Below are 19600 nucleotides of genomic sequence, written 5' to 3' on the forward strand. Positions count from 1 at the left end.
ATTTTGGAGGCGCGTCCCGGAGTCGAACCGAGGTGGACGGATTTGCAATCCGCTGCATGGCCACTCTGCCAACGCGCCTTACCTTGATACTGCTAAATCTATTTGGAGCGGGAAACGAGACTCGAACTCGCGACCCCGACCTTGGCAAGGTCGTGCTCTACCAACTGAGCTATTCCCGCATCCTACAGAACACTTTGTTTATCAAGTATTTTCAATAAACCGTGTCGCTGTCGATGCGGTGCATTCTACTTACCTGACGCAGTGAGTCAATAAAATTATCATCCCACTAGGATCGTTTGCTGTTTTTTAAACCGAGGCGATCAATGTTCAAGCAAATCGCGCCAGGCAGCGCTCAGATACTGAAACATCGACCAAAAGGTTAGCACAGCCGCCACATAGAGCGCCGCCACACCAGCAGCTTCGACCATGCGTTCTGGCCGCCACAATAAACCGACCAACGCCACCATCTGTGCCGTGGTTTTGATTTTACCAATCCAGGACACCGCCACACTGCTGCGTTTGCCCAGTTCCGCCATCCATTCGCGCAATGCGGAAATGATAATCTCCCGCGCAATCATTGTGGCGGCAGGCAACGTGATCCACCAGGAATGATAATGCTCAGCCACCAGCACTAGCGCAACGGCCACCATGACCTTGTCAGCCACCGGATCCAGAAAGGCACCAAACCGTGTGGTTTGTTTCCACCGACGGGCAAGAAAACCGTCAAACCAGTCTGTCACCGCTGCAAAGACAAAAATGCCTGCACATACCATTGGTGCCCAGTCGAATGGCAGGTAAAACGCCAACACAAAGAATGGGATTAGCACAACACGAAACAGGGTAAGCCACGTAGGAATATTAAATCGCATAGCGTCTGGGTAACTGCCTGGCCAGAAAGATAATAGGGTTATGTTGCTACATTGCCTCTAGTGTTTCAATGCATGAAAGATTTTTTCTGCCAGCGCATACGAAATTCCCGGCACGTTAGCGATATCTTCCACGCTGGCATTCATTAGCGGTTGTAATCCGCCCATGTATTTCAATAACATCTGCCGCCGCTTCGGCCCCACCCCTTCGATAGTCTCCAGTGAACTGGTGCTTTTCACTTTAGCACGCTGTTTACGGTGACCACTGATGGCATGGTTATGTGAATCGTCACGAATATGCTGAATGACGTGCAAGGCCGGTGAATCAGCAGGCAACGCGATCCCCTCGCCTGTCGCTTCGAAGAACAGTGTCTCCAGACCAGCCTTGCGATCGCTACCCTTTGCAACGCCCAGTAATAAAGGCCGTGATTTGTCCCAAGGTACTTGCAATGACGCAAAGACATCCTTTGCCTGGGCCAGTTGCCCTTTACCACCGTCGATCACGATGACATCGGGTATCTTGCCTTCATCAATCGACTTGCCATACCGGCGCCGAAGCACCTGATTCATGGCTGCATAATCGTCCCCCGGCGTGATACCCGCGATATTGTAGCGACGATACTCCGAGCGCAGCGGTCCATCTGCATTGAACACGACACAGGATGCTACAGTCTGTTCCCCCATGGTATGGCTGATATCGAAACACTCCATGCGGTTGATTTTTTCAATCTCAAGAACCGATGCCAGTGCAACCAGGCGCTGTTGAATTGTCGATTGCTGCGACAGCTTTGTCGTCAATGCTGTCTGGGCATTGGTACGCGCCAGTTTAAGATAGCGCGCGCGGTCGCCACGTGGCCGGGTTTGAATCTGAATTTTGCGACCCGCCTGTTCGGTCAGCGATTCAGCCAGTAACTGATGTTCCGGCAGCGAAAAATCCAGCAGGATGTCTGATGGCAAGGTGCGGGAAACACTGCCTTGCAGATAGAACTGGCCAACAAATGTCTGCACCACTTCAGCCAGATCTGTTCCACCCGGAACCTTGGGGAAATAACTGCGACTGCCCAACACTTTCCCCTGACGGATAAAGAGCACGTGCACACACGCCATACCGGCTTCAAACGCCACACCAATGACGTCAAGGTCATCGCCATCACCGGAAACAAACTGCTTTTCGGTCACCCGCCGTACCGCCTGGATCTGATCGCGGATACGTGCCGCTTCCTCAAACCTCAATTCCTTGCTTGCCGCTTCCATACGCTCAATCAGGCGGGTCAGCACCTGTTGATCTTTGCCTGACAGAAAAAGGCGTACATAGTCGACCTGGCGCTGATACTCGTCCTCACTAACCAGACTGCTCACACACGGCCCCAGACAACGGCCGATCTGATACTGCAGGCAAGGGCGTGAACGGTTGCGATAGACGCTATTTTCACACTGACGAATGGGGAACAGCTTTTGCAGCAGCATCAGAGTTTCACGCACAGCGTTGCCATTAGGGAACGGGCCAAAGTATTCGCCCTTGGCATGTTTGGCACCACGGTGAACGGACAGGCGAGGATGTGTATCCCCGCTGAGGAATATCATGGGGTAGGACTTATCGTCACGCAGCAACACATTGTAGCGCGGCTGGTAGCGCTTGATATAGTTGTGCTCAAGCAACAGCGCTTCGGTTTCAGTATGCGTGATCGTTACATCGATCTGCCGGATACTTTTCACCAAAGCCTCTGTTTTACGGCTAGCGACATGAGCACGAAAATAACTGGAAAGGCGTTTCTTCAGATCTTTAGCTTTACCGACGTAGATAACCGTGTCGCTGGCATCATACATACGATAAACCCCAGGCTGACTGGTTACGGTCTTCAGAAAAGCCTGGGCATCAAAACGTTCAGTCACTACTAATCAATGTCTCCGCACTAAATAACCCGTGACGAATCGCCAGATGCGTCAGCTCAACATCACCATTAATATTCAGCTTGCTGAACATTCGGTAACGGTAGCTATTAACCGTTTTCGGGCTAAGGTTGAGTTGATCAGAGATCTCCGTCACTTTTTGCCCTTTGGTGATCATCATCATGATCTGCAATTCGCGTTCAGACAGACACTCCAGCGGTGTCTCCGTCTGCGGTTCCAACTGGCTTAACGCCATTTGCTGGGCGATATCCGACGCAATATATCGTTTGCCAGCATGAACAGAGCGGATGGCGCAGATCACCTCTTCCGGCGTAGCACCTTTACTAAGGTAACCCGCAGCCCCGGCCTGCATCACTTTAGCAGGCAACGGGTTCTCTGTGTAAATCGTTAGCATTATAACTTTAATTTCAGGGGAAAATCGTACAATTTTGCGCGTTGCTTCAAGACCGCCGATTCCCGGCATGTTCATGTCCATCAGCACAACGTCCACACTGTTATTACGGCACCATCTGACCGCATCTTCACCGCACTGCGCCTCACCAACAACCTTGAGGCCTTTAATATCGTCAAGAATGCGCCGTATCCCTGCTCGCACCAGTTCATGGTCATCAACAAGAAAAACGCTAATCAAAGAACAATTCTCCAAAAAGAGTAACACTTACAGACGAGTTTGTTGCAGGTGGTACTACGTGGTTTAGAAAAAATGAATACACTTTTAAATTAAAAATGTATTTTTTATTCTACCATGTGGTGTTATTCTCTAAGTTCCTGAATGATAGCGACTGTGTATCAAACGTGGAACTCACTTCCATCACAGTATTCATATTTCCAACCTGGTTTTTTAGAGAAACAGACAGATTCTACTGTCTAAAAAATGTCAAAATCTAAATTTAATCAATAGATTATCAAGTTTTGTAAGTACAGGCAATTGGGTGCACGATTGCTTTCTTTTCCATCATTGTAACTGTCTTGTCACGTTGCCGCACCGACTGTTTACTACAAATAATACACCTGCCCCAAAATATCCATATAAAAGTTGCAATGTATCTAATCAAACGCATTTAAAAGCCAAAAACACGTTAACAAAATATAGGCAGAATGTGGCATAAACAGATAAAAAGAATACAACTTAATAGGGCAGAATGGTTATTTTCCTGACCAGATGTATTCACATCTATGGTATAATAAAGCCAAATTTTTTTATGTCGCCGAGGTGTGTGGCTGCGCAGAACCCGTGTCTGGCTCCACCACGTCGGCTTCCGTTTGTTACAGGAGACACTATGAACAACAACGACTTTCCGACAGCCTCCACACCCGAAACGTTGGCACATGAAGTCAGCTGCCTGAAAGTGCTGATGACGTTGATGCTGAAATCCATTGGTCAGGCTGATGCAGGAAAGGTCATCGTCAGCATGGAAAAATATATTGCCCAACTGGAAGACCCTGCTCAGGCGGAAATATTTAGTACCACTATTAAGCAAATCAAAACAGTCTATCGCCGCTAATCAAAACTCATCGGACGTCAGTGCAATAGATGACAGTCCGATGGGTACACCCACTGTTATCGTACAGTAAACAAGCAAAAATAAATGCCACGATGCAAAAAGGTTGGCATTATGACTTATATTTCGTCAACAAAGCAGGCTATTAGCTAATAAATGAAAAGATAATAACTTAATGGCTATGGCCATTGCTGACTGGCATTTTTTGACCAGAGAAATATTAACAAAACAACCAGAAAGAGAATTAAATGATGAGGGAACGTTTCTGAGGAAATAAATTGAAAACAATGAAGAGTAAGTGTTGGTGGGTCGTATAGGGCTCGAACCTATGACCAATTGATTAAGAGTCAACTGCTCTACCAACTGAGCTAACGACCCAACGGGGACGGATTATTCTCTTCTTAGCGTCATCTGTCAAATGGTTCATCTTATTTTTTCATCCTACAAGGAAATCGGCGAACATGTTGTAACCTATCACTATTTTGTTCCCTCTCATTAACAACCAACTTCCCTCTCATTGATTCCTGGATATAAACTCACCACCGGCTGAAGAATGTACCGGCATTACCGGTATTACGCCTCGCTCATCATACGAAGAATACCGTGTTACTATTAACCATTCTAACTTCTTATATCACATGGGGAGCTGGCGAGGTCTGATGAGCGCCCTCACCCTGGCAGACACAATCCGGAAATCACATTACATGACAGAACAAACGCACCACGTCCCAGACACCACTGGACATAGCGACCTGCGGCGCAATCTAACCAACCGTCATATTCAATTAATTGCCATCGGCGGTGCTATCGGCACTGGCTTGTTTATGGGGTCAGGAAAAACCATCAGCCTTGCGGGTCCTTCGATTATTTTCGTTTACATGATCATCGGGTTCATGCTGTTTTTCGTTATGCGCGCGATGGGCGAGTTACTCCTTTCTAACCTCAATTACAAATCGTTCAGCGACTTTGCCGCCGACCTGCTGGGGCCGTGGGCCGGTTTTTTTACTGGCTGGACTTACTGGTTTTGCTGGGTGGTGACCGGTATTGCTGATGTCGTTGCCATCAGCGCTTATGCACAATTCTGGTTTCCAGATTTATCGCAGTGGATCAGTTCCCTGTTATGCGTTCTGCTGCTGCTCACCTTAAATCTGGCTACGGTTAAACTGTTTGGCGAAATGGAGTTCTGGTTCGCCATGATCAAGATTGTCGCCATCGTCGCGCTGATCGTGATTGGTGCAGTACTGGTTATCATGCAATTTACATCCCCCTCCGGCGCGGTAGCCTCCGTGACCAATCTCTGGCAAGACGGCGGTATGTTTCCGAAAGGGATCAGCGGCTTTTTCGCCGGTTTTCAGATAGCTGTGTTTGCTTTTGTTGGTATTGAGTTGGTCGGCACCACGGCAGCAGAAACCAAAAACCCAACAGTGGTTCTGCCACGTGCCATCAATGCCATACCAATACGTATCATTATGTTTTATGTATTTGCACTGATGATGATTATGTCGGTTACGCCATGGAGCCACATCGCGGCAGACCGTAGTCCCTTTGTGGAGATGTTTGTGTTGGTTGGCTTGCCAGCCGCTGCCAGCATCATTAATTTTGTGGTGCTGACTTCTGCTGCCTCATCCGCCAACAGTGGGGTGTTTTCGACCAGCAGAATGCTGTTTGGGCTGGCCAGGCAAGGTGATGCGCCAGCGCGCTTCGGGCAGTTGTCAAAACGGGCGGTGCCTTCAGCAGGGCTGCTTTTCTCTTGCCTATGCCTGCTTTCCGGTGTCGTACTGATCTATTTAATCCCTAACGTGATGACAGTCTTCACATTGGTCACCACCGTATCCGCCATTCTGTTTATGTTCGTGTGGAGTATCATTTTGTGTTCCTATCTGGTGTACCGCCGAAATCGGCCGCAACTGCACCAGGCATCGTCATACAAAATGCCATGGGGAATAGTAATGAGCTGGGTATGTCTGGCTTTCTTTGCTTTCGTGATGGTACTGCTGACATTGCAGCCGGATACCTTGCAGGCGCTGATGGTCACGCCAGTGTGGTTTGTAGCTCTGGCTATCGCCTATCAGTTTATTCGCCGTCGTAGAGTCAACGCCCTGGCGTGACGCATCAGGCCAATACGGTCAGCTACGCCCGATGACGTAGCTGACCGTACCTGATTAGACACTTACCGTTTGTCGTACACCATTCACCGCATGTTTAGCTTGTTCGCACTGATTCAAAATAGTTTGTGCATGAGAATATAGAATTTTGCCCGCTTCAGTCGGCGTTACGCCACGACGACTACGGACCAGCAGTTGCTTCTCCATTTCGCTTTCAAGCGTGGCAACTTGCTGGCTCAGCGCGGGTTGCGCGATATGCAACATCTCAGCGGCCTGGGTCAGGCTGCCAATATCAACGATTTTCACAAAGTATTTGAGCCGTCTCAGATTCATGTGTACCTCCTGAATAGTTACGGCTAAGTAGTAGCAAGAAGCGCGCCAGATCATTTCACTATCATAAAAAAAAGTGTGGCGATGGCTTAACCCGCTTAAAAATAAGTAAAAGCAATGGCGATAGCGGCGAAAGTAACAATACTAATCTCTCTATCGCTGTCCGCCGTATCCTGTCGCCAGAATTCTCACGCACCAAAACAGTGCAACTCTTGCTATCTGAAAGTGCACCCGCTCACAAGCTCCATCACTCAACAGACATGAGACGCACCGACTACCGCAGCAATTTCAATCAGTTGTTCATAAGTTCAGCAAACAGTCGTGCCTGACATTAACATGCTTTGACAAGCTATCAGGCTATCGCTATTATCCACACCACTTAGCGATTCCTCTGTAGTTCAGTCGGTAGAACGGCGGACTGTTAATCCGTATGTCACTGGTTCGAGTCCAGTCAGAGGAGCCAAATTCAACGCCTTGCGATTCGAAAGAATCGCGAGGCGTTTTTCTTTATGCAACGCGCCCCACGGAGCGTGAACCTCACGAGTCCGTGTTGACGACAAACCAACACGTAACGGCGCAAGATATTAAGATCACCGCACCGGACGGTTAAGCATGATGTAGCCGAGTCATAACGGCTTTCCACCATCGTGCATGATGAAACCAGATAATAGTCATCCGATTAGTTATCCCCTCTCTATAACCCAAAATAATTTGAGTTTCGTTGGCCCATTAGGGTCTTGTAACACTGCGAGCATCTCTGCACGTTGAAGTATGACGGGTATATCTAATAATAAAAAATCAACGTGATAATATATCGGTGTTATTTATCAATCTGCTATTTTATTTCCCTATATAAATAACTTCTGACAGGTGACTGATATTAAAAACGCACGCAAAAATAATGCCTGTACAGGCATCCATTGACTCCCCTATACTTCCCAGAATACTCGACTCAACCAATGTTTATTACTGCTGTCTGACGGCAAAACCGCAGTGCGACATGGTGCCGGACGTGGCGCGTGCCTACAGCGCAGCTGCAATCTCATATAACAAGGATGTTCACCAATGGATAAAAGTTAAAAAACGTTAATCAGTATTACCATCAATGACTGTTATAGCCCTAAATAATTCAAGAATAGGAAAATTAATGTATCTGCAACTTGAATTAGTTTGGGTATAGATCCTGCTCAAGGATAAGAGCACACCCGTTATTTCTGGATTCAGGGAGGAAATCATGAGGGTATTTTTGTCCACACTTGGCTCCGCCGGGGATGTTTATCCCTTCATCAAAATAGGTGAAGCATTGAAGAATGCCGGAATGGATGTTTATCTTTGTACCAACTCGTATTTTGAAAAAACCGCAAAAGAAAGAGGGCTTAATTTTATTTCAGTTGGCACCAGTGAAGATTATTTACAGGCTGTCAATTCACAACGCTTATGGCATCACCGCTCCGCCTTCAGTGAAATGGTTAATTTCATGAATGCACAGCAACAACTCGCCTATGACGCGCTGGCCCCTTGGGTAGATCACACCTGCGTCATTCTTACCTCGCTGTGGTCCTTTACCGCAAAAATGTTCAGCGAAACCCATGGGTGCTGTGTCATTCCGGTCCGCGTTACGCCATCGACATTTATCTCCAGCTACGATCCGCCCTACCATCGGCAACTGATGTGGATTCGTCGCTTACCCGTACGCCTGCGTCGCCTGTTTTTGTATCTCGTCGAGAAATATCTGGCCGACCGCCAACTGGCACCGTCTATTAATGCTTTCAGAATCCGACTGGGTTTACCGCGTATCGAGCGCGTCCTGACGTCATGGACGCACCGTACCGATGCGGCGTTGCTGTGCCTGTTTCCGCAATGGTTCGCCTCGCCATTGCCAGACTGGCCTGCCCATGTGCGTCAGGTTGGTTTTCCGTTGTTTAACCTGCTGGACAATCAGCAGGACGACGACCTGGCTCAATTTATCGCGCGTGAACGCACGGTGATTTTTATGCCCAGTTGGGCACTCAGCACCAAACGCCCACTGGCAATCTCGCTGGTAAAAAAAATCCGCCAACGCGGTTACCAATGTCTGATCGTCGGCAAGCCGTACCCTGAGCTGGAGAGCGATACGGGCGTTCGCGCCGAGAACCATATTAATCTGGGTCAATACCTGCATCGATGCGCCGCCATTATCCATCACGGCGGCATTGGCACGATGGCGCAAGCTTTCGCGGCCGGGATCCCTCAATTGGTGATACCCAGCGCCTTTGACCAGTTCGATAACGCCCGTCGGGTAACAGCCATGAAATGTGGAGAATGGTTGCAGGAAAGCGACATGGACAAGCTGGAAAATAAACTGCAGCGTTTGTTGAATGACCCTGATATCGCGGAACACTGTCAGCGAATCCGCCAACAGTTTCCTTCCGAACAAGCGGTCTGCGACCAAATCGTTGATACCGTGCGTGAGGCCTACGCCAGGCACATGGCCGGAGGTTGATACCTAGGCCAAACGCACAGTCATCTATCATGGCTGACAAGGTGGTGCACCAAGCGCGAGCCACGCACCACCTCGGCCAACTGTTTTTCTCACTCATCCACGTATTCTCCTGAACAGTAGGCAGAAAAGGGAGGATGCGTTAAACAGGGATACAGAAAAGATTATCAATACAATGGGTTATCTCTAACCCATAACAGTCTATGGTTCAGCGTGGCAGCAGCCCGCCCGTGTCAGAACCATCAGATACGGACAATGCCAAAACGGAATAAGCTTTTTTGGATCACAATCCTGATGATTTTTCAGGCATGACAGACCATAGCGTTTACACTGATAACGCCATGTTATCCAACGTAAACAATGGCACGTGCTATGCATAGAAAAACGCGACAGACAAACATCAATAACAACAATGCCAATAACACAACAAGGGGGTTTTATGGCATCGGGAAAATGGCTGCTGCCGTTAAGTCTGACTGCATTGCTGGTCAGCGGTGCAGTCCACGCGGTTTCCATACCAGCAGTGGAAGCAAAGAACGGCATGGTGGTCAGCTCGCAACACCTGGCTTCACAGATCGGCGTCGATATCCTGAAAATGGGGGGTAACGCCATTGATGCCGCGGTAGCGGTCGGTTACGCCCAGGCGGTGGTCAATCCTTGCTGCGGTAACATTGGAGGCGGCGGGTTCATGACCATCCATTTGGCGGATGGCAAAGATACCTTCATCAACTTCCGTGAAACCGCACCGGCTGCCGCATCCGCCAATATGTATCTGGATGCGGAAGGTAAAGTTAAAAAAGACGCCAGCCTGTATGGCTACCTGGCGGCGGGCGTGCCCGGTACGGTACTCGGGCTGGAAACCGCACGCGAGAAATACGGCAAGCTGACCCGTGAACAGGTCATGACCCCCGCTATCAAGCTGGCGCGGGAAGGTTTTATTCTGACCCGTGGCGATACCGATATTCTTGACACCACCGTCAAACGCTTTAAGCAGGACCCGGAATCCGCTCGTATCTTCCTGCGCCCGGACGGCTCGGCGCTGCAACCGGGCGACCGTCTGGTGCAAACCGATCTGGCGAACACGCTACAGGCGATCGCGGATAAAGGGCCAGACGCGTTCTACCACGGCACACTTCCGAAAATCATCGAGGAGGCGTCCCAAAAAGGTGGTGGTATCCTGACGGCGGCGGACTTTGCCAACTATCGTGTCACCGAAACCCAGCCGATCACCTGTAACTATCGTGGCTACCAGTTCATTTCATCACCGCCCCCCAGCTCCGGTGGGATCACGATGTGTGAAACGTTGAATATTCTTGAAGGCTATGACCTGAAAAGCATGGGATTCAACTCGGCACAGGCAATCCATGTTATGACGGAAGCCATGCGCCACGCCTACATGGATCGTAATACCTTTCTGGGTGACCCGGCATTTGTCAAAAACCCGGTCGACCGGCTGCTGAGCAAAGATTACGCAGCGGAGATCCGTAAGAAAATCGACGACACTAACGCCACGCCGTCCGAGCAGGTGAAACCCGGCATGGAACCGCATGAAAAACCGGAAACCACCCATTATTCGATCGTCGATAGCCTGGGCAATGCCGTCTCCACCACGTACACGGTGAACGGCCGCTTCGGCGCGGTGGTGATCGCTCCCGGCACCGGGTTCTTCCTGAACGATGAGATGGATGACTTTACCGTCAAAGTGGGTGAGAAAAACCTCTACGGACTGGTGCAGGGCGAGCGTAACGCGATTGCGCCGGGCAAACGCCCATTGTCGTCGATGAGCCCGTCGCTGGTGACCAAAGACGGCAAGATCTTCCTGGTACTGGGTTCACCGGGCGGCTCACGCATCATCAGTATCACGCTGCAAAGCGCACTGAATATTCTCGACTTCGGTATGCTGCCGCAGGAAGCGGTCGATGCACCGCGCATCCATCATCAATGGTTGCCGGATGAGGTGTATTACGAACAACGCGGCCTGTCCGCCGATACCCTCAAACTACTGAAAGAACGCGGTTATAAGATGGTGGAACAAACACCATGGGGCGCAACCGAACTGATTATGGTCGGGTTGCCCGGTGTGGAAGGGGTGATCCCGGCCAACTCCGGCAATGACTCGGCGGTATCCGGTAAGGTGCGCGAAGGCTATCTGTACGGTGCCAACGACTCACGCCGTCCGGCGGGTGCGGCCATCGGTTACTGATCGCTCCCCGCAGCGTGCACGGATACCGACTGAGCGCGGTATCCGGCAGAGCAAGAGCACCCCGCCACACCTACAGTCCAATGGCCGGGGTGCTTCTTTCTGCCGCTGACCTGCGTTTAGCGGCTATACCCCAGTAACAGTTCGCGTTCGTCCATACGGGTGCCCGGTTGCACACTGGGCGTTTTACCTGATAGCCGGAACACGCCCACCGCTTGTACCAGCTCTTCTGCCTGACTATTAAGGCTGCCCGCAGCGGCGGCCATTTCCTCTACCAGCGCCGCGTTTTGTTGGGTGGTACGCTCCATGCCCGATACTGCTTCGCCCACCTGCGACACCCCACTGCTCTGCTCGCCGCTGGCGACACTGATTTCGCCCATGATATCGGTCACTCGGCGAATGCTATCAACCACTTCTTGCATGGTGTGCCCGGCCGTATCCGCCAACGCGCTGCCGCTTTCGATTCGCCCTACGCTTGCGGAAATCAGCGCTTTGATCTCGCGGGCCGACTCCGCGCTGCGCTGCGCCAATGCGCGCACTTCACCGGCCACCACGGAAAACCCACGCCCCTGTTCACCCGCGCGGGCTGCTTCCACGGCAGCATTCAGTGCCAGAATATTGGTCTGGAAGGCGATGCCATCGATCACACCGATAATATCGGCAATGCGTTGGGCGCTGTCGTTGATTTCCCGCATGGTGCCCACCACCTGCGTTACCACCTCGCCACCCTGCTCCGCCACCTGGCTGGCAGTCTGGGCCAGGTGGTTGGCCTGTTGGGCGTTGTCGGCGTTCTGTTTCACCGTTGCGGAGAGTTGCTCCATTGACGCGGCGGTCTGCTCCAGCGCGCTGGCTTGAGATTCAGTACGCGCAGACAAATCATGGTTGCCGTGGGCAATTTCACCGCTAGCCACGCCTACCGACTCGGCACCCTGCCGAACCTGCGTCACGATACGAATCAGGCTCGACTGCATATGCGACAACGCATTGAGCACGGAGGTAATCTCATCGCGTCCGCTGGCGTTGATCGGATACGTCAGATCGCCATCCGCCACCGCTTCAGCCGCCGCCTGCGCCTGCGCCAAACTGCGGACAATACTGCGCACCATCATCCAGCCAAATAACGCCGCGCCGAAAATCCCCGCCAGCACCGCCATCATCGCCAGCGCTTTCAGCCACTGGTAACGTTGCACCGAACCGGTGTATTCGTCTTTAGCCACGTTGACCTGCAACGTCACCAGTTGACTGAGCAGCGCATGGCCCTGTTTTTCCAGCGTGCTGACCTTCTCATCATAAAGACGTATTGCCTGTTCCATCTGTCCGGACCGGATCGCCGCATCGGTCGGCTGCACGCCTTCGCGGTTATAGCGCTGCAGGCTGTCGGCAAACTGGTCCGCCAGTTGTGTCTCTTCCGGTGTCAGGTAGGTTGCACGGTAGTCGGTCCACACCCGATCGATCCGGTTGAGATTCTGGCGTAGTTCGTCAACCCGCTGTTGCTTATTTGCCGCCTCCGGCAATAACAACATATCCATGATCAGCACCCGGTTACGCTGCACCAACCATTCCAGTTGCTCCAGTTGCGCCAGCACCACCGTGCGGTCTTCATACACGGTCTGTAATGACCGATTCGCTTTTTCGGCGGTAAACATACCAATCGCGCCCATGATCAGAATGCCCAACGACAGCATCCCGGTGAAACTCCATAATCGTGTCGAAATCTTCATTGCTGTAAACCCTGTCCTGTGTGATGTCGTCTGTCGTTATGTTGTGTCTGAAACTGTTATGTCCTGCCTGAAAAGACGATCTGCCATGGACGCACTCGGCGTGATAATCGGCGACGCAGGCATCGAAAGAGGAGAAAAACTATATAGAAACTCAAGGTTAGACAGAAGGTTAGCGATTTTTACGCCGAACGGATAAAATAGAATGAAACGGAGTTTCATAAGAAGAAACTAATGGCTTACGTCTCTATTCAGCCTGCGAAACGTTACTGGCATTGTTATTCGCAGCCATTTATAAAAATGTGCCGAAAATAATTTTTTATGTTGCCAGTCGATTAAAAAGAAATTCTTATGATTCAGTGATGATGTCGAGCACGGCCAAGGCGCTAATGGCAAGTGCAAGATCCTTAATAAGATGAGTGCTACCGCATCTTCCAGCCAGGAGAAAAAGAGCGATGTCCCATGCACTGTTATTGCCTCCACCGTTACAACCGGGCGACACCATCGGCTTTTTCTCGCCGTCCTCGCCCGCGACGCACTTTGCCCCGGCACGTTTTGAGCGGGCGAAAATTTTTCTGGAGCAGCACGGCTACCAGCTCCATGCTGGGTCACTGACCGGCAAAACCGACCATTACCGCTCCGGCAGCATCGCTGCGCGTGTTGACGAACTGAATACGCTCATTCGCAACCCAGCCATACGCTGCATCATGTCAACCATCGGCGGCAGCAACAGTAATTCGCTGCTGCCGTATATCGACTACGACGCCCTGCGCCGCGACCCCAAAATCATCATCGGCTATTCCGACGTCACCGCGCTCTTGCTGGGCATTTATGCTCGCACCGGGCTCGTGACCTTTTACGGCCCGGCGCTGGTGGCGTCGTTTGGCGAATTCTCGCCATTGGTGGACGACACCTTCACCGGCTTCACCTCACTGACCAGCGCGGCCAAGTCTGAACACACTTATCAGATGCCATCGGGATGGACCGACGAACGGCTGGACTGGAATCAACAATCGCGCGCCAAAATCACCCATCCCAACCAATGGCGCTTTGACGGCAGCGGTGTTTATCAGGGGAGGCTTATCGGCGGCAACCTCAATACTATGGCAGGGATCTGGGGCAGTCCGTTTATGCCGACGATTGAAAACGGCGATATTTTGCTGCTGGAAGACTCGCTGAAAGACATCGCCACCGTGGAGCGCGCGTTTGCCCACCTGAAGCTATGCGGCGTGTTTGATCGGGTCGCGGCGGTGATACTGGGCAAGCATGAACAGTTCGATGATAAAGGCACCGGCCGTGATTCGCTCACCGTACTGCGCGAAGTGCTTAACGGACAACCACTGGCGGTGCTGGCGGATTTTGATTGCTGCCATACTCACCCGATGCTGACCCTGCCGCTCGGTGTGCGTATTACGGTCGATTTTGACGCCGGACGCGTTGCATTGAACACCCCCTGGCTGCGTCAGTCCTGACCGGATGGCAGGCAATCGGTAAAGCTGGCAAGAAAATCCGTCAGCCATTCTGCCTGCGCATGTCCGTCCAACCCTGGCCGGTGTACCAGGTAATAAGCCGCGCCGGTTTTCGCCGTTTCGGTGAACGGCATCACCAGCCGTTGTCGCCGGATATCTTCCGCCACCAGCGTCACATCCGCCATCGCGACGCCAAAACCCTGAATGGCGGCGCTGATGGCGAGATCCATGGTGTCGAACTGCTGATTACGGCGCATCACCTGCTCGCCGATGCCGTGGGTCTTCAGCCACAACTTCCAGTCCCGCTGGTCGTGGGTCGGATGCAACAGTGTCAGACGCGTCAGTTGCTCCGGCGACAACGCCGCTTGCCCGGCAGGCAGCAGATGCGGTGCCAGCACCGGCGACAGCACCTCATCGAATAACTTGCCGTCATGTTGGCGCGGCGCAGCATCCGCCGCAAATACCACCGCCACATCGAAATCTTCGTGACGAAAATCGACGCCGTGTTCGGTCGTTGTCGTTAGCGAGACATGAATATCCGGCCGCCGCTGCTCCAGCGTCATCAGGTGCGCCACCAGCCAGCGCATGGCGCAGGTCGGTGCCTTCATGCGAATGGAACGTCCTTCGCGCACCCGGTTCGTCACCCGAAACAGTTGGTCAAACACCTCGCGAACCTCCGGCAGCAGCTGACTGCCCTGCGGCGTCAACCGCAACCCACGGGCATGGCGCTGGAACAACGCGAAACCCAGCCAGGCTTCCAGCGATGCAACCTGTCGACTGACCGCCCCCTGGGTGACAAACAGCTCCGCCGCCGCCCGGGTGAAATTGAGATGACGGGCGGTTACCACAAAAGCGTGCAACGCATTCAGCGGCGGAATGCGGTTATTCATGGTCATAGGCAACCTCCGTCAGGCAGTCATAAGAAAATGAATTACATAACTATGCAGAAAAAACGGCGCGAACCTGAGTATCGCTTACTGCTGAAAACGGTATCGTCAATATCCGTTTCCCGGCAAGCAGTGGCTGCCATCACCACATCTTATTGCTCTTTTGCGATAAATAACTGCTGCAAGCCATGCGTTTTTCTCATGGCTATTATGACAACAATTCGATTGTAGTACTACCAACAGCAACGTCTAATGCATGAATAGTTATTCATCTATAACCAATAAATTTCAGCAGACGGGACCGCTCATCAGTGTGCAGGTCTGCTGCGGCACTCAACGGAGACTCCTCATGCCGATTCAAACCCCGGTGCGGTTCAGTTCCAAATTACCGGATGTGGGCACGACTATTTTTACCGTTATCGGTCAGCTATCCAGCCAGCACAACGCCATCAACCTGTCTCAGGGCGCGCCCAGCTTTCCCTGCTCCCCTGAGCTTATCGCCGGGGTGACACGCGCCATGACCGAAGGTCATAACCAGTACGCGTCGATGTCCGGGCTGGTGTCACTCAAAGAGGTGGTGGCGGAGAAGGTCAAACGCCTGTACGGCCAGCACTACGACGCCGGAAAGGAAGTCACTATCACTGCCAGCGCCAGTGAAGGGCTGTATTCCGCCATTTCCGCGCTGGTGCATCCAGGTGACGAGGTTATCTATTTTGAGCCGTCGTTCGACAGCTATGCGCCTATCGTCCGGCTACAGGGCGCAACGCCGGTGGCGTTGAAACTCGCCGTGCCGAGCTTTGCCATCAACTGGGACGAAGTACAGGCGGCCATCACGTCGCGCACCCGCATGATCATCATCAACTCGCCGCATAACCCCAGTGGTCAGGTGCTGAGCGCCGACGATCTGGCGCAGTTGGCACGCCTGACGCGCAACACCGATATCGTGATCTTGTCTGACGAAGTCTACGAGCACGTGGTATTTGACGGCCAGCGCCATCACAGCATGGCGACCCACAGCGAGCTGGCGGCACGCAGCGTGATTGTCTCATCGTTCGGCAAAACCTTTCATGTCACTGGCTGGCGCGTCGGTTACTGCCTGGCCCCAGCAGCGCTGATGGACGAGATCCTCAAAATCCACCAGTTTATGATGTTCTCCGCCGACACGCCGATGCAGTACGCCTTTGCCGACTACATGGCGGACCCGGCGACCTACCTGTCGCTCGGCCAGTTCTATCAGCATAAACGCGACCTGCTGGCGAGCTCCTTACAGGACGGACCGTTTGAACTGTTGCCCTCCGCCGGTTCGTTCTTCATGCTGGCGAGCTTTGCGCACTTTAGCGACGAAAGCGACAGCGATATGGTTAAACGGCTGATTGTCGACCACGGTGTGGCGACCATTCCGCTGTCGGCGTTTTACACCGACGGCACCGACAATAAACTGATTCGTCTGTCGTTCTCCAAAGATGACGAGACGCTGCTGGCTGGCGCGAAAGCCCTGTGTCAGGCTGCGGAGCGCCGATAAATGCAGTTGCGCTCGATTTGTGTGTGATGGCTGTTACTGTGTGATGTTGATTGCCGTTTAAAGACTACTCATTGATTTACCGGAGATCGTTCCCGATATGAAAAAATTAAGCATGTTGATGTTGTCGCTGGGTTTACTGTCCTCCTCCGTCGCACTGGCGCAGACTGAACTGCGTTTTGGGCTGGAAGCAGAATACCCGCCGTTTGAAAGCAAAAACGCCAAGGGCCAGTTGGAAGGATTCGATATCGACCTGGGCAACGCCATTTGTAAAGCAGGCAATTTCAAATGCTCCTGGGTTGAAACCTCGTTTGATGCCCTGATTCCGGCGTTGCAGGCCAAAAAGTTCGACGCCATCAACTCCGCGATGAACATCACCGAAAAACGTAAGGAAGCCATCGACTTTACCGCGCCTATCTACCGCATTCCGACCCAACTGGTCGGCAAGCCGGACACCGGTCTGGCGCCGACGCCGGAAGCGCTGAAAGGCAAGAACATCGGCGTGTTGCAGGGGTCGATTCAGGAAGTGTACGCCAAGGCACATTGGGAGCCGAAAGGTGTCACCGTGACCTCTTACAAAGACCAGAATCTGGCGTATGACGACCTGGCGGCAGGCCGTCTGGACGGTACGCTGGTGATGGCGGCGGCCGGTCAGTCCGGTTTCCTGGATAAACCGGAAGGCAAGGGTTTCGCCTTTATCGGCAAGGCGGTGGACGACGCCGCCATTTTGGGCAGTGGTATCGGTTTTGGTCTGCGCAAAAGCGACTCCGCGCTGAAAGCCGAGCTGGATAAAGCCATCAAACAGGTGAAGGACGACGGCACCGTCGAGCAACTGGCGAAAAAATACTTCCCCGGTTTTGACGTGCGGGTGCAGTAACCGACGCTTCTCGCCGCTCCGCATCCTGAACGGCGGCAAAGAAATGACAAGGCCCGCGCCAGATAGCGACGGGCCTTGTTTTTGGCAAAGCGATTAGCCGGGGAAACACCTGTTACGGCAACGGCAAATCCTTCAGCCGACCGGGGTGCTGTTTGACGATATCCCGAGGCGTCATTATCCTCGCGTAACAACCCTTGCCTTATCATGGCATTTTCCTCCCCACACTCTATGCTATGACGAGTCAGGGGAAACGGTGACGCGGTGTGCGCCGACGTTTTCCCGGTGATTTTCTTTTCATACAAAAAGGACAACACCATGAGTCATATCAAACTGTTAGGTATTGCTGGCAGCCTGCGTAAAGCCTCTGCCAACCGGGGATTGCTGCGTGCCGCGCAGTCAGTGCTGCCAGCGGGCGTCACGCTTGAGATTGCCGACCTGCTGGATGTGCCGTTTTACAATGCCGATTTGACCGAGGTGCCGGAATCGGTACAACGCATCGCGCGTCAGGCCAGCGAAGCGGATGGCTTCGTCTTCGCCTGTACGGAATACAACTATTCGATGGCACCGGCGCTGAAAAACATTCTTGACTGGATCTCCCGTCTGCCAGATACCACCATTTTGAACGACAAACCGGCCGCGCTGATGGGTGCTGGCGGTGGTATGGGCACCTCCCGCGCCCAGTACCACTTGCGGCAGAGCTGTGTCTACCTGAATATCCATCCGCTGAATAAACCGGAAGTGTTCGCCAACGCCTTTGCGGGTGGTTTTGACGATCAGGGCAACCTGAAAGATGAAAAAATCACCGCGCTGATCGCCGATCAAATGAACGCGCTCGCCGATGCGATTGCACGCAGAAAATAAGCCTCGCCTGCACGCTGCCGCTCGTGATTGAGCGGCAGTCACTCACGCCGCCACCGTTCCCACCTTCCTCATCGCCTCGCAGGCAACCGTCAGCGCCGGATGACGACAGAAACGCACCACCTCTCCCACCACCAGCAAGCTGGGTGACTGCGGCTGATAGCGCGCCATCAGGGTTGGCAGGGTCGCCAGCGTAGCGGTCAGCAAACGTTGTTCCGGCTGGGTGCCGCGCTCGATAATCGCCAGCGGCGTACTGGCGGGTAAACCATGAGCAATAAGCTGCTGACACAGGCGGCTGGCATGGCTTAACCCCATGTAAAACACCAACGTCTGCTGACCGGTGCCGAGTGTTTCCCAATCCAGTTGCGGTTCGCCATCGCGGGCATGACCGGTGATAAAACGCACCGACTGGGCGCAGTCACGATGGGTTAATGGCAACCCTACCGCCGCTGCACAGCCGGTGGCAGCCGTGATACCGGGCACCACATGGCAGGTCACGCCCTGTTGCTGTAGATAATCCATTTCCTCGCCGCCGCGACCGAAAATAAACGGATCGCCGCCTTTCAGCCGTACCACCCGTTGCCCGGCTTGCGCCAGCTCCATTAACAACTGGTTAATTTGCGGTTGCGGCAGCGCGTGGTGCCCCTGCTGCTTGCCGACGTCGATGCGCAACGCTTCCGGCGGCACCAACGCCATAATATCGGCGGAAACCAGCCGGTCATGCACCACCACATCTGCCTGCTGCATCGCCCGCAGTGCCTTAACCGTCAGCAGTTCGGCGTCGCCCGGCCCCGCGCCCACCAGCCAGACCTCGCCTGCCCGTAACGGCTGGCGTTGATGGCCCTGCGCCATCAGCGTATTCAGAATAGGGTTCATGTT

General features: G+C 52.9%; 14 protein-coding genes, 4 tRNA genes and 1 pseudogene. 9 read left to right on the top strand and 10 right to left on the bottom strand.

Features of this window, described 5'->3' with window-relative positions; translation table 11 throughout:
* Positions 1 to 4: 4 nt before the first annotated feature.
* The 5 genes from OB87_RS01835 to uvrY form a co-directional block, all read right to left on the bottom strand.
* A tRNA-Cys gene (locus OB87_RS01835) sits at positions 5 to 78 on the bottom strand.
* A 25-nt stretch (positions 79 to 103) separates the two neighbouring features.
* Positions 104 to 179, bottom strand: a tRNA-Gly gene (locus OB87_RS01840).
* Positions 180 to 320: 141 nt separating this feature from the next.
* Positions 321 to 869 carry a CDP-diacylglycerol--glycerol-3-phosphate 3-phosphatidyltransferase gene (gene pgsA, locus OB87_RS01845; RefSeq protein WP_033567728.1) on the bottom strand — a complete coding sequence of 183 codons (549 nt, stop codon included), beginning with the start codon at positions 867 to 869 and terminating at the stop codon, positions 321 to 323.
* A 57-nt stretch (positions 870 to 926) separates the two neighbouring features.
* On the bottom strand, positions 927 to 2759 hold the full coding sequence (gene uvrC / locus OB87_RS01850) for an excinuclease ABC subunit UvrC (RefSeq protein WP_033567729.1): 1833 nt from the start codon (positions 2757 to 2759) through the stop codon (positions 927 to 929).
* Positions 2752 to 3408: a UvrY/SirA/GacA family response regulator transcription factor gene (gene uvrY / locus OB87_RS01855; RefSeq protein ID WP_033567730.1), complete on the bottom strand. Its 657-nt coding sequence runs from the start codon at positions 3406 to 3408 to the stop codon at positions 2752 to 2754. Before uvrY ends, uvrC begins: the two co-directional genes overlap by 8 nt.
* A gap of 649 nt (positions 3409 to 4057) precedes the next feature.
* On the opposite strand from uvrY, the gene OB87_RS01860 reads away from it, so the two are divergent.
* Positions 4058 to 4282 (top strand): DUF2594 family protein, encoded by a 225-nt coding sequence (locus OB87_RS01860; RefSeq protein ID WP_033567731.1) that lies wholly within the window; start codon positions 4058 to 4060, stop codon positions 4280 to 4282.
* Positions 4283 to 4581: 299 nt separating this feature from the next.
* On the opposite strand, the gene OB87_RS01865 is transcribed toward OB87_RS01860, so the two are convergent.
* Positions 4582 to 4657, bottom strand: a tRNA-Lys gene (locus OB87_RS01865).
* A 326-nt stretch (positions 4658 to 4983) separates the two neighbouring features.
* Here OB87_RS01865 and cycA point away from each other — a divergent pair.
* On the top strand, positions 4984 to 6387 hold the full coding sequence (gene cycA / locus OB87_RS01870) for a D-serine/D-alanine/glycine transporter (protein WP_033567732.1): 1404 nt from the start codon (positions 4984 to 4986) through the stop codon (positions 6385 to 6387).
* A 63-nt stretch (positions 6388 to 6450) separates the two neighbouring features.
* On the opposite strand, the pseudogene OB87_RS01875 reads toward cycA, so the two are convergent.
* A pseudogene (locus OB87_RS01875) lies at positions 6451 to 6717 on the bottom strand (LysR family transcriptional regulator); the annotation flags it as partial.
* Positions 6718 to 7101: 384 nt separating this feature from the next.
* Here OB87_RS01875 and OB87_RS01880 point away from each other — a divergent pair.
* From OB87_RS01880 to ggt, 3 genes are all read left to right on the top strand, one after another.
* Positions 7102 to 7177: transfer RNA gene (locus OB87_RS01880), tRNA-Asn, on the top strand.
* A 771-nt stretch (positions 7178 to 7948) separates the two neighbouring features.
* Entirely contained in the window at positions 7949 to 9196 is a 1248-nt protein-coding gene (locus OB87_RS01885) for a glycosyltransferase (protein WP_033567733.1), read from the top strand.
* Between the two features lie 436 nt (positions 9197 to 9632).
* Positions 9633 to 11396 carry a gamma-glutamyltransferase gene (ggt, locus tag OB87_RS01890; protein ID WP_033567734.1) on the top strand — a complete coding sequence of 588 codons (1764 nt, stop codon included), beginning with the start codon at positions 9633 to 9635 and terminating at the stop codon, positions 11394 to 11396.
* Between the two features lie 116 nt (positions 11397 to 11512).
* On the opposite strand, the gene OB87_RS01895 is transcribed toward ggt, so the two are convergent.
* Positions 11513 to 13114, bottom strand: coding sequence for a methyl-accepting chemotaxis protein (locus OB87_RS01895; RefSeq protein ID WP_033567735.1), 1602 nt, complete (start codon positions 13112 to 13114; stop codon positions 11513 to 11515).
* 452 nt (positions 13115 to 13566) lie between these two features.
* On the opposite strand from OB87_RS01895, the gene OB87_RS01900 reads away from it, so the two are divergent.
* Positions 13567 to 14583: a S66 family peptidase gene (locus OB87_RS01900; protein ID WP_033567736.1), complete on the top strand. Its 1017-nt coding sequence runs from the start codon at positions 13567 to 13569 to the stop codon at positions 14581 to 14583.
* On the opposite strand, the gene OB87_RS01905 is transcribed toward OB87_RS01900, so the two are convergent.
* A complete protein-coding gene (locus tag OB87_RS01905; protein WP_033567963.1) occupies positions 14574 to 15470 on the bottom strand; it encodes a LysR substrate-binding domain-containing protein in 897 nt (298 codons plus the stop codon). The genes OB87_RS01900 and OB87_RS01905 overlap by 10 nt on opposite strands.
* A 346-nt stretch (positions 15471 to 15816) precedes the next feature.
* On the opposite strand from OB87_RS01905, the gene OB87_RS01910 reads away from it, so the two are divergent.
* From OB87_RS01910 to OB87_RS01920, 3 genes are all read left to right on the top strand, one after another.
* Positions 15817 to 16989 carry a pyridoxal phosphate-dependent aminotransferase gene (locus OB87_RS01910; RefSeq protein WP_033567737.1) on the top strand — a complete coding sequence of 391 codons (1173 nt, stop codon included), beginning with the start codon at positions 15817 to 15819 and terminating at the stop codon, positions 16987 to 16989.
* A gap of 97 nt (positions 16990 to 17086) precedes the next feature.
* The gene (locus tag OB87_RS01915; RefSeq protein WP_033567738.1) at positions 17087 to 17863 is read left to right on the top strand and encodes an ABC transporter substrate-binding protein; all 777 of its coding nucleotides are present in this window, start codon (positions 17087 to 17089) and stop codon (positions 17861 to 17863) included.
* Positions 17864 to 18178: 315 nt separating this feature from the next.
* A complete protein-coding gene (locus OB87_RS01920; RefSeq protein WP_033567739.1) occupies positions 18179 to 18724 on the top strand; it encodes an NADPH-dependent FMN reductase in 546 nt (181 codons plus the stop codon).
* 42 nt (positions 18725 to 18766) lie between these two features.
* On the opposite strand, the gene cobA is transcribed toward OB87_RS01920, so the two are convergent.
* Positions 18767 to 19597 (bottom strand): uroporphyrinogen-III C-methyltransferase, encoded by an 831-nt coding sequence (gene cobA / locus OB87_RS01925; RefSeq protein ID WP_033567740.1) that lies wholly within the window; start codon positions 19595 to 19597, stop codon positions 18767 to 18769.
* Positions 19598 to 19600 lie beyond the last annotated feature (3 nt).

Origin of the sequence: Dickeya undicola (genome assembly GCF_000784735.1) — a bacterium.
GTDB classification, from domain to species: domain Bacteria; phylum Pseudomonadota; class Gammaproteobacteria; order Enterobacterales; family Enterobacteriaceae; genus Dickeya; species Dickeya undicola.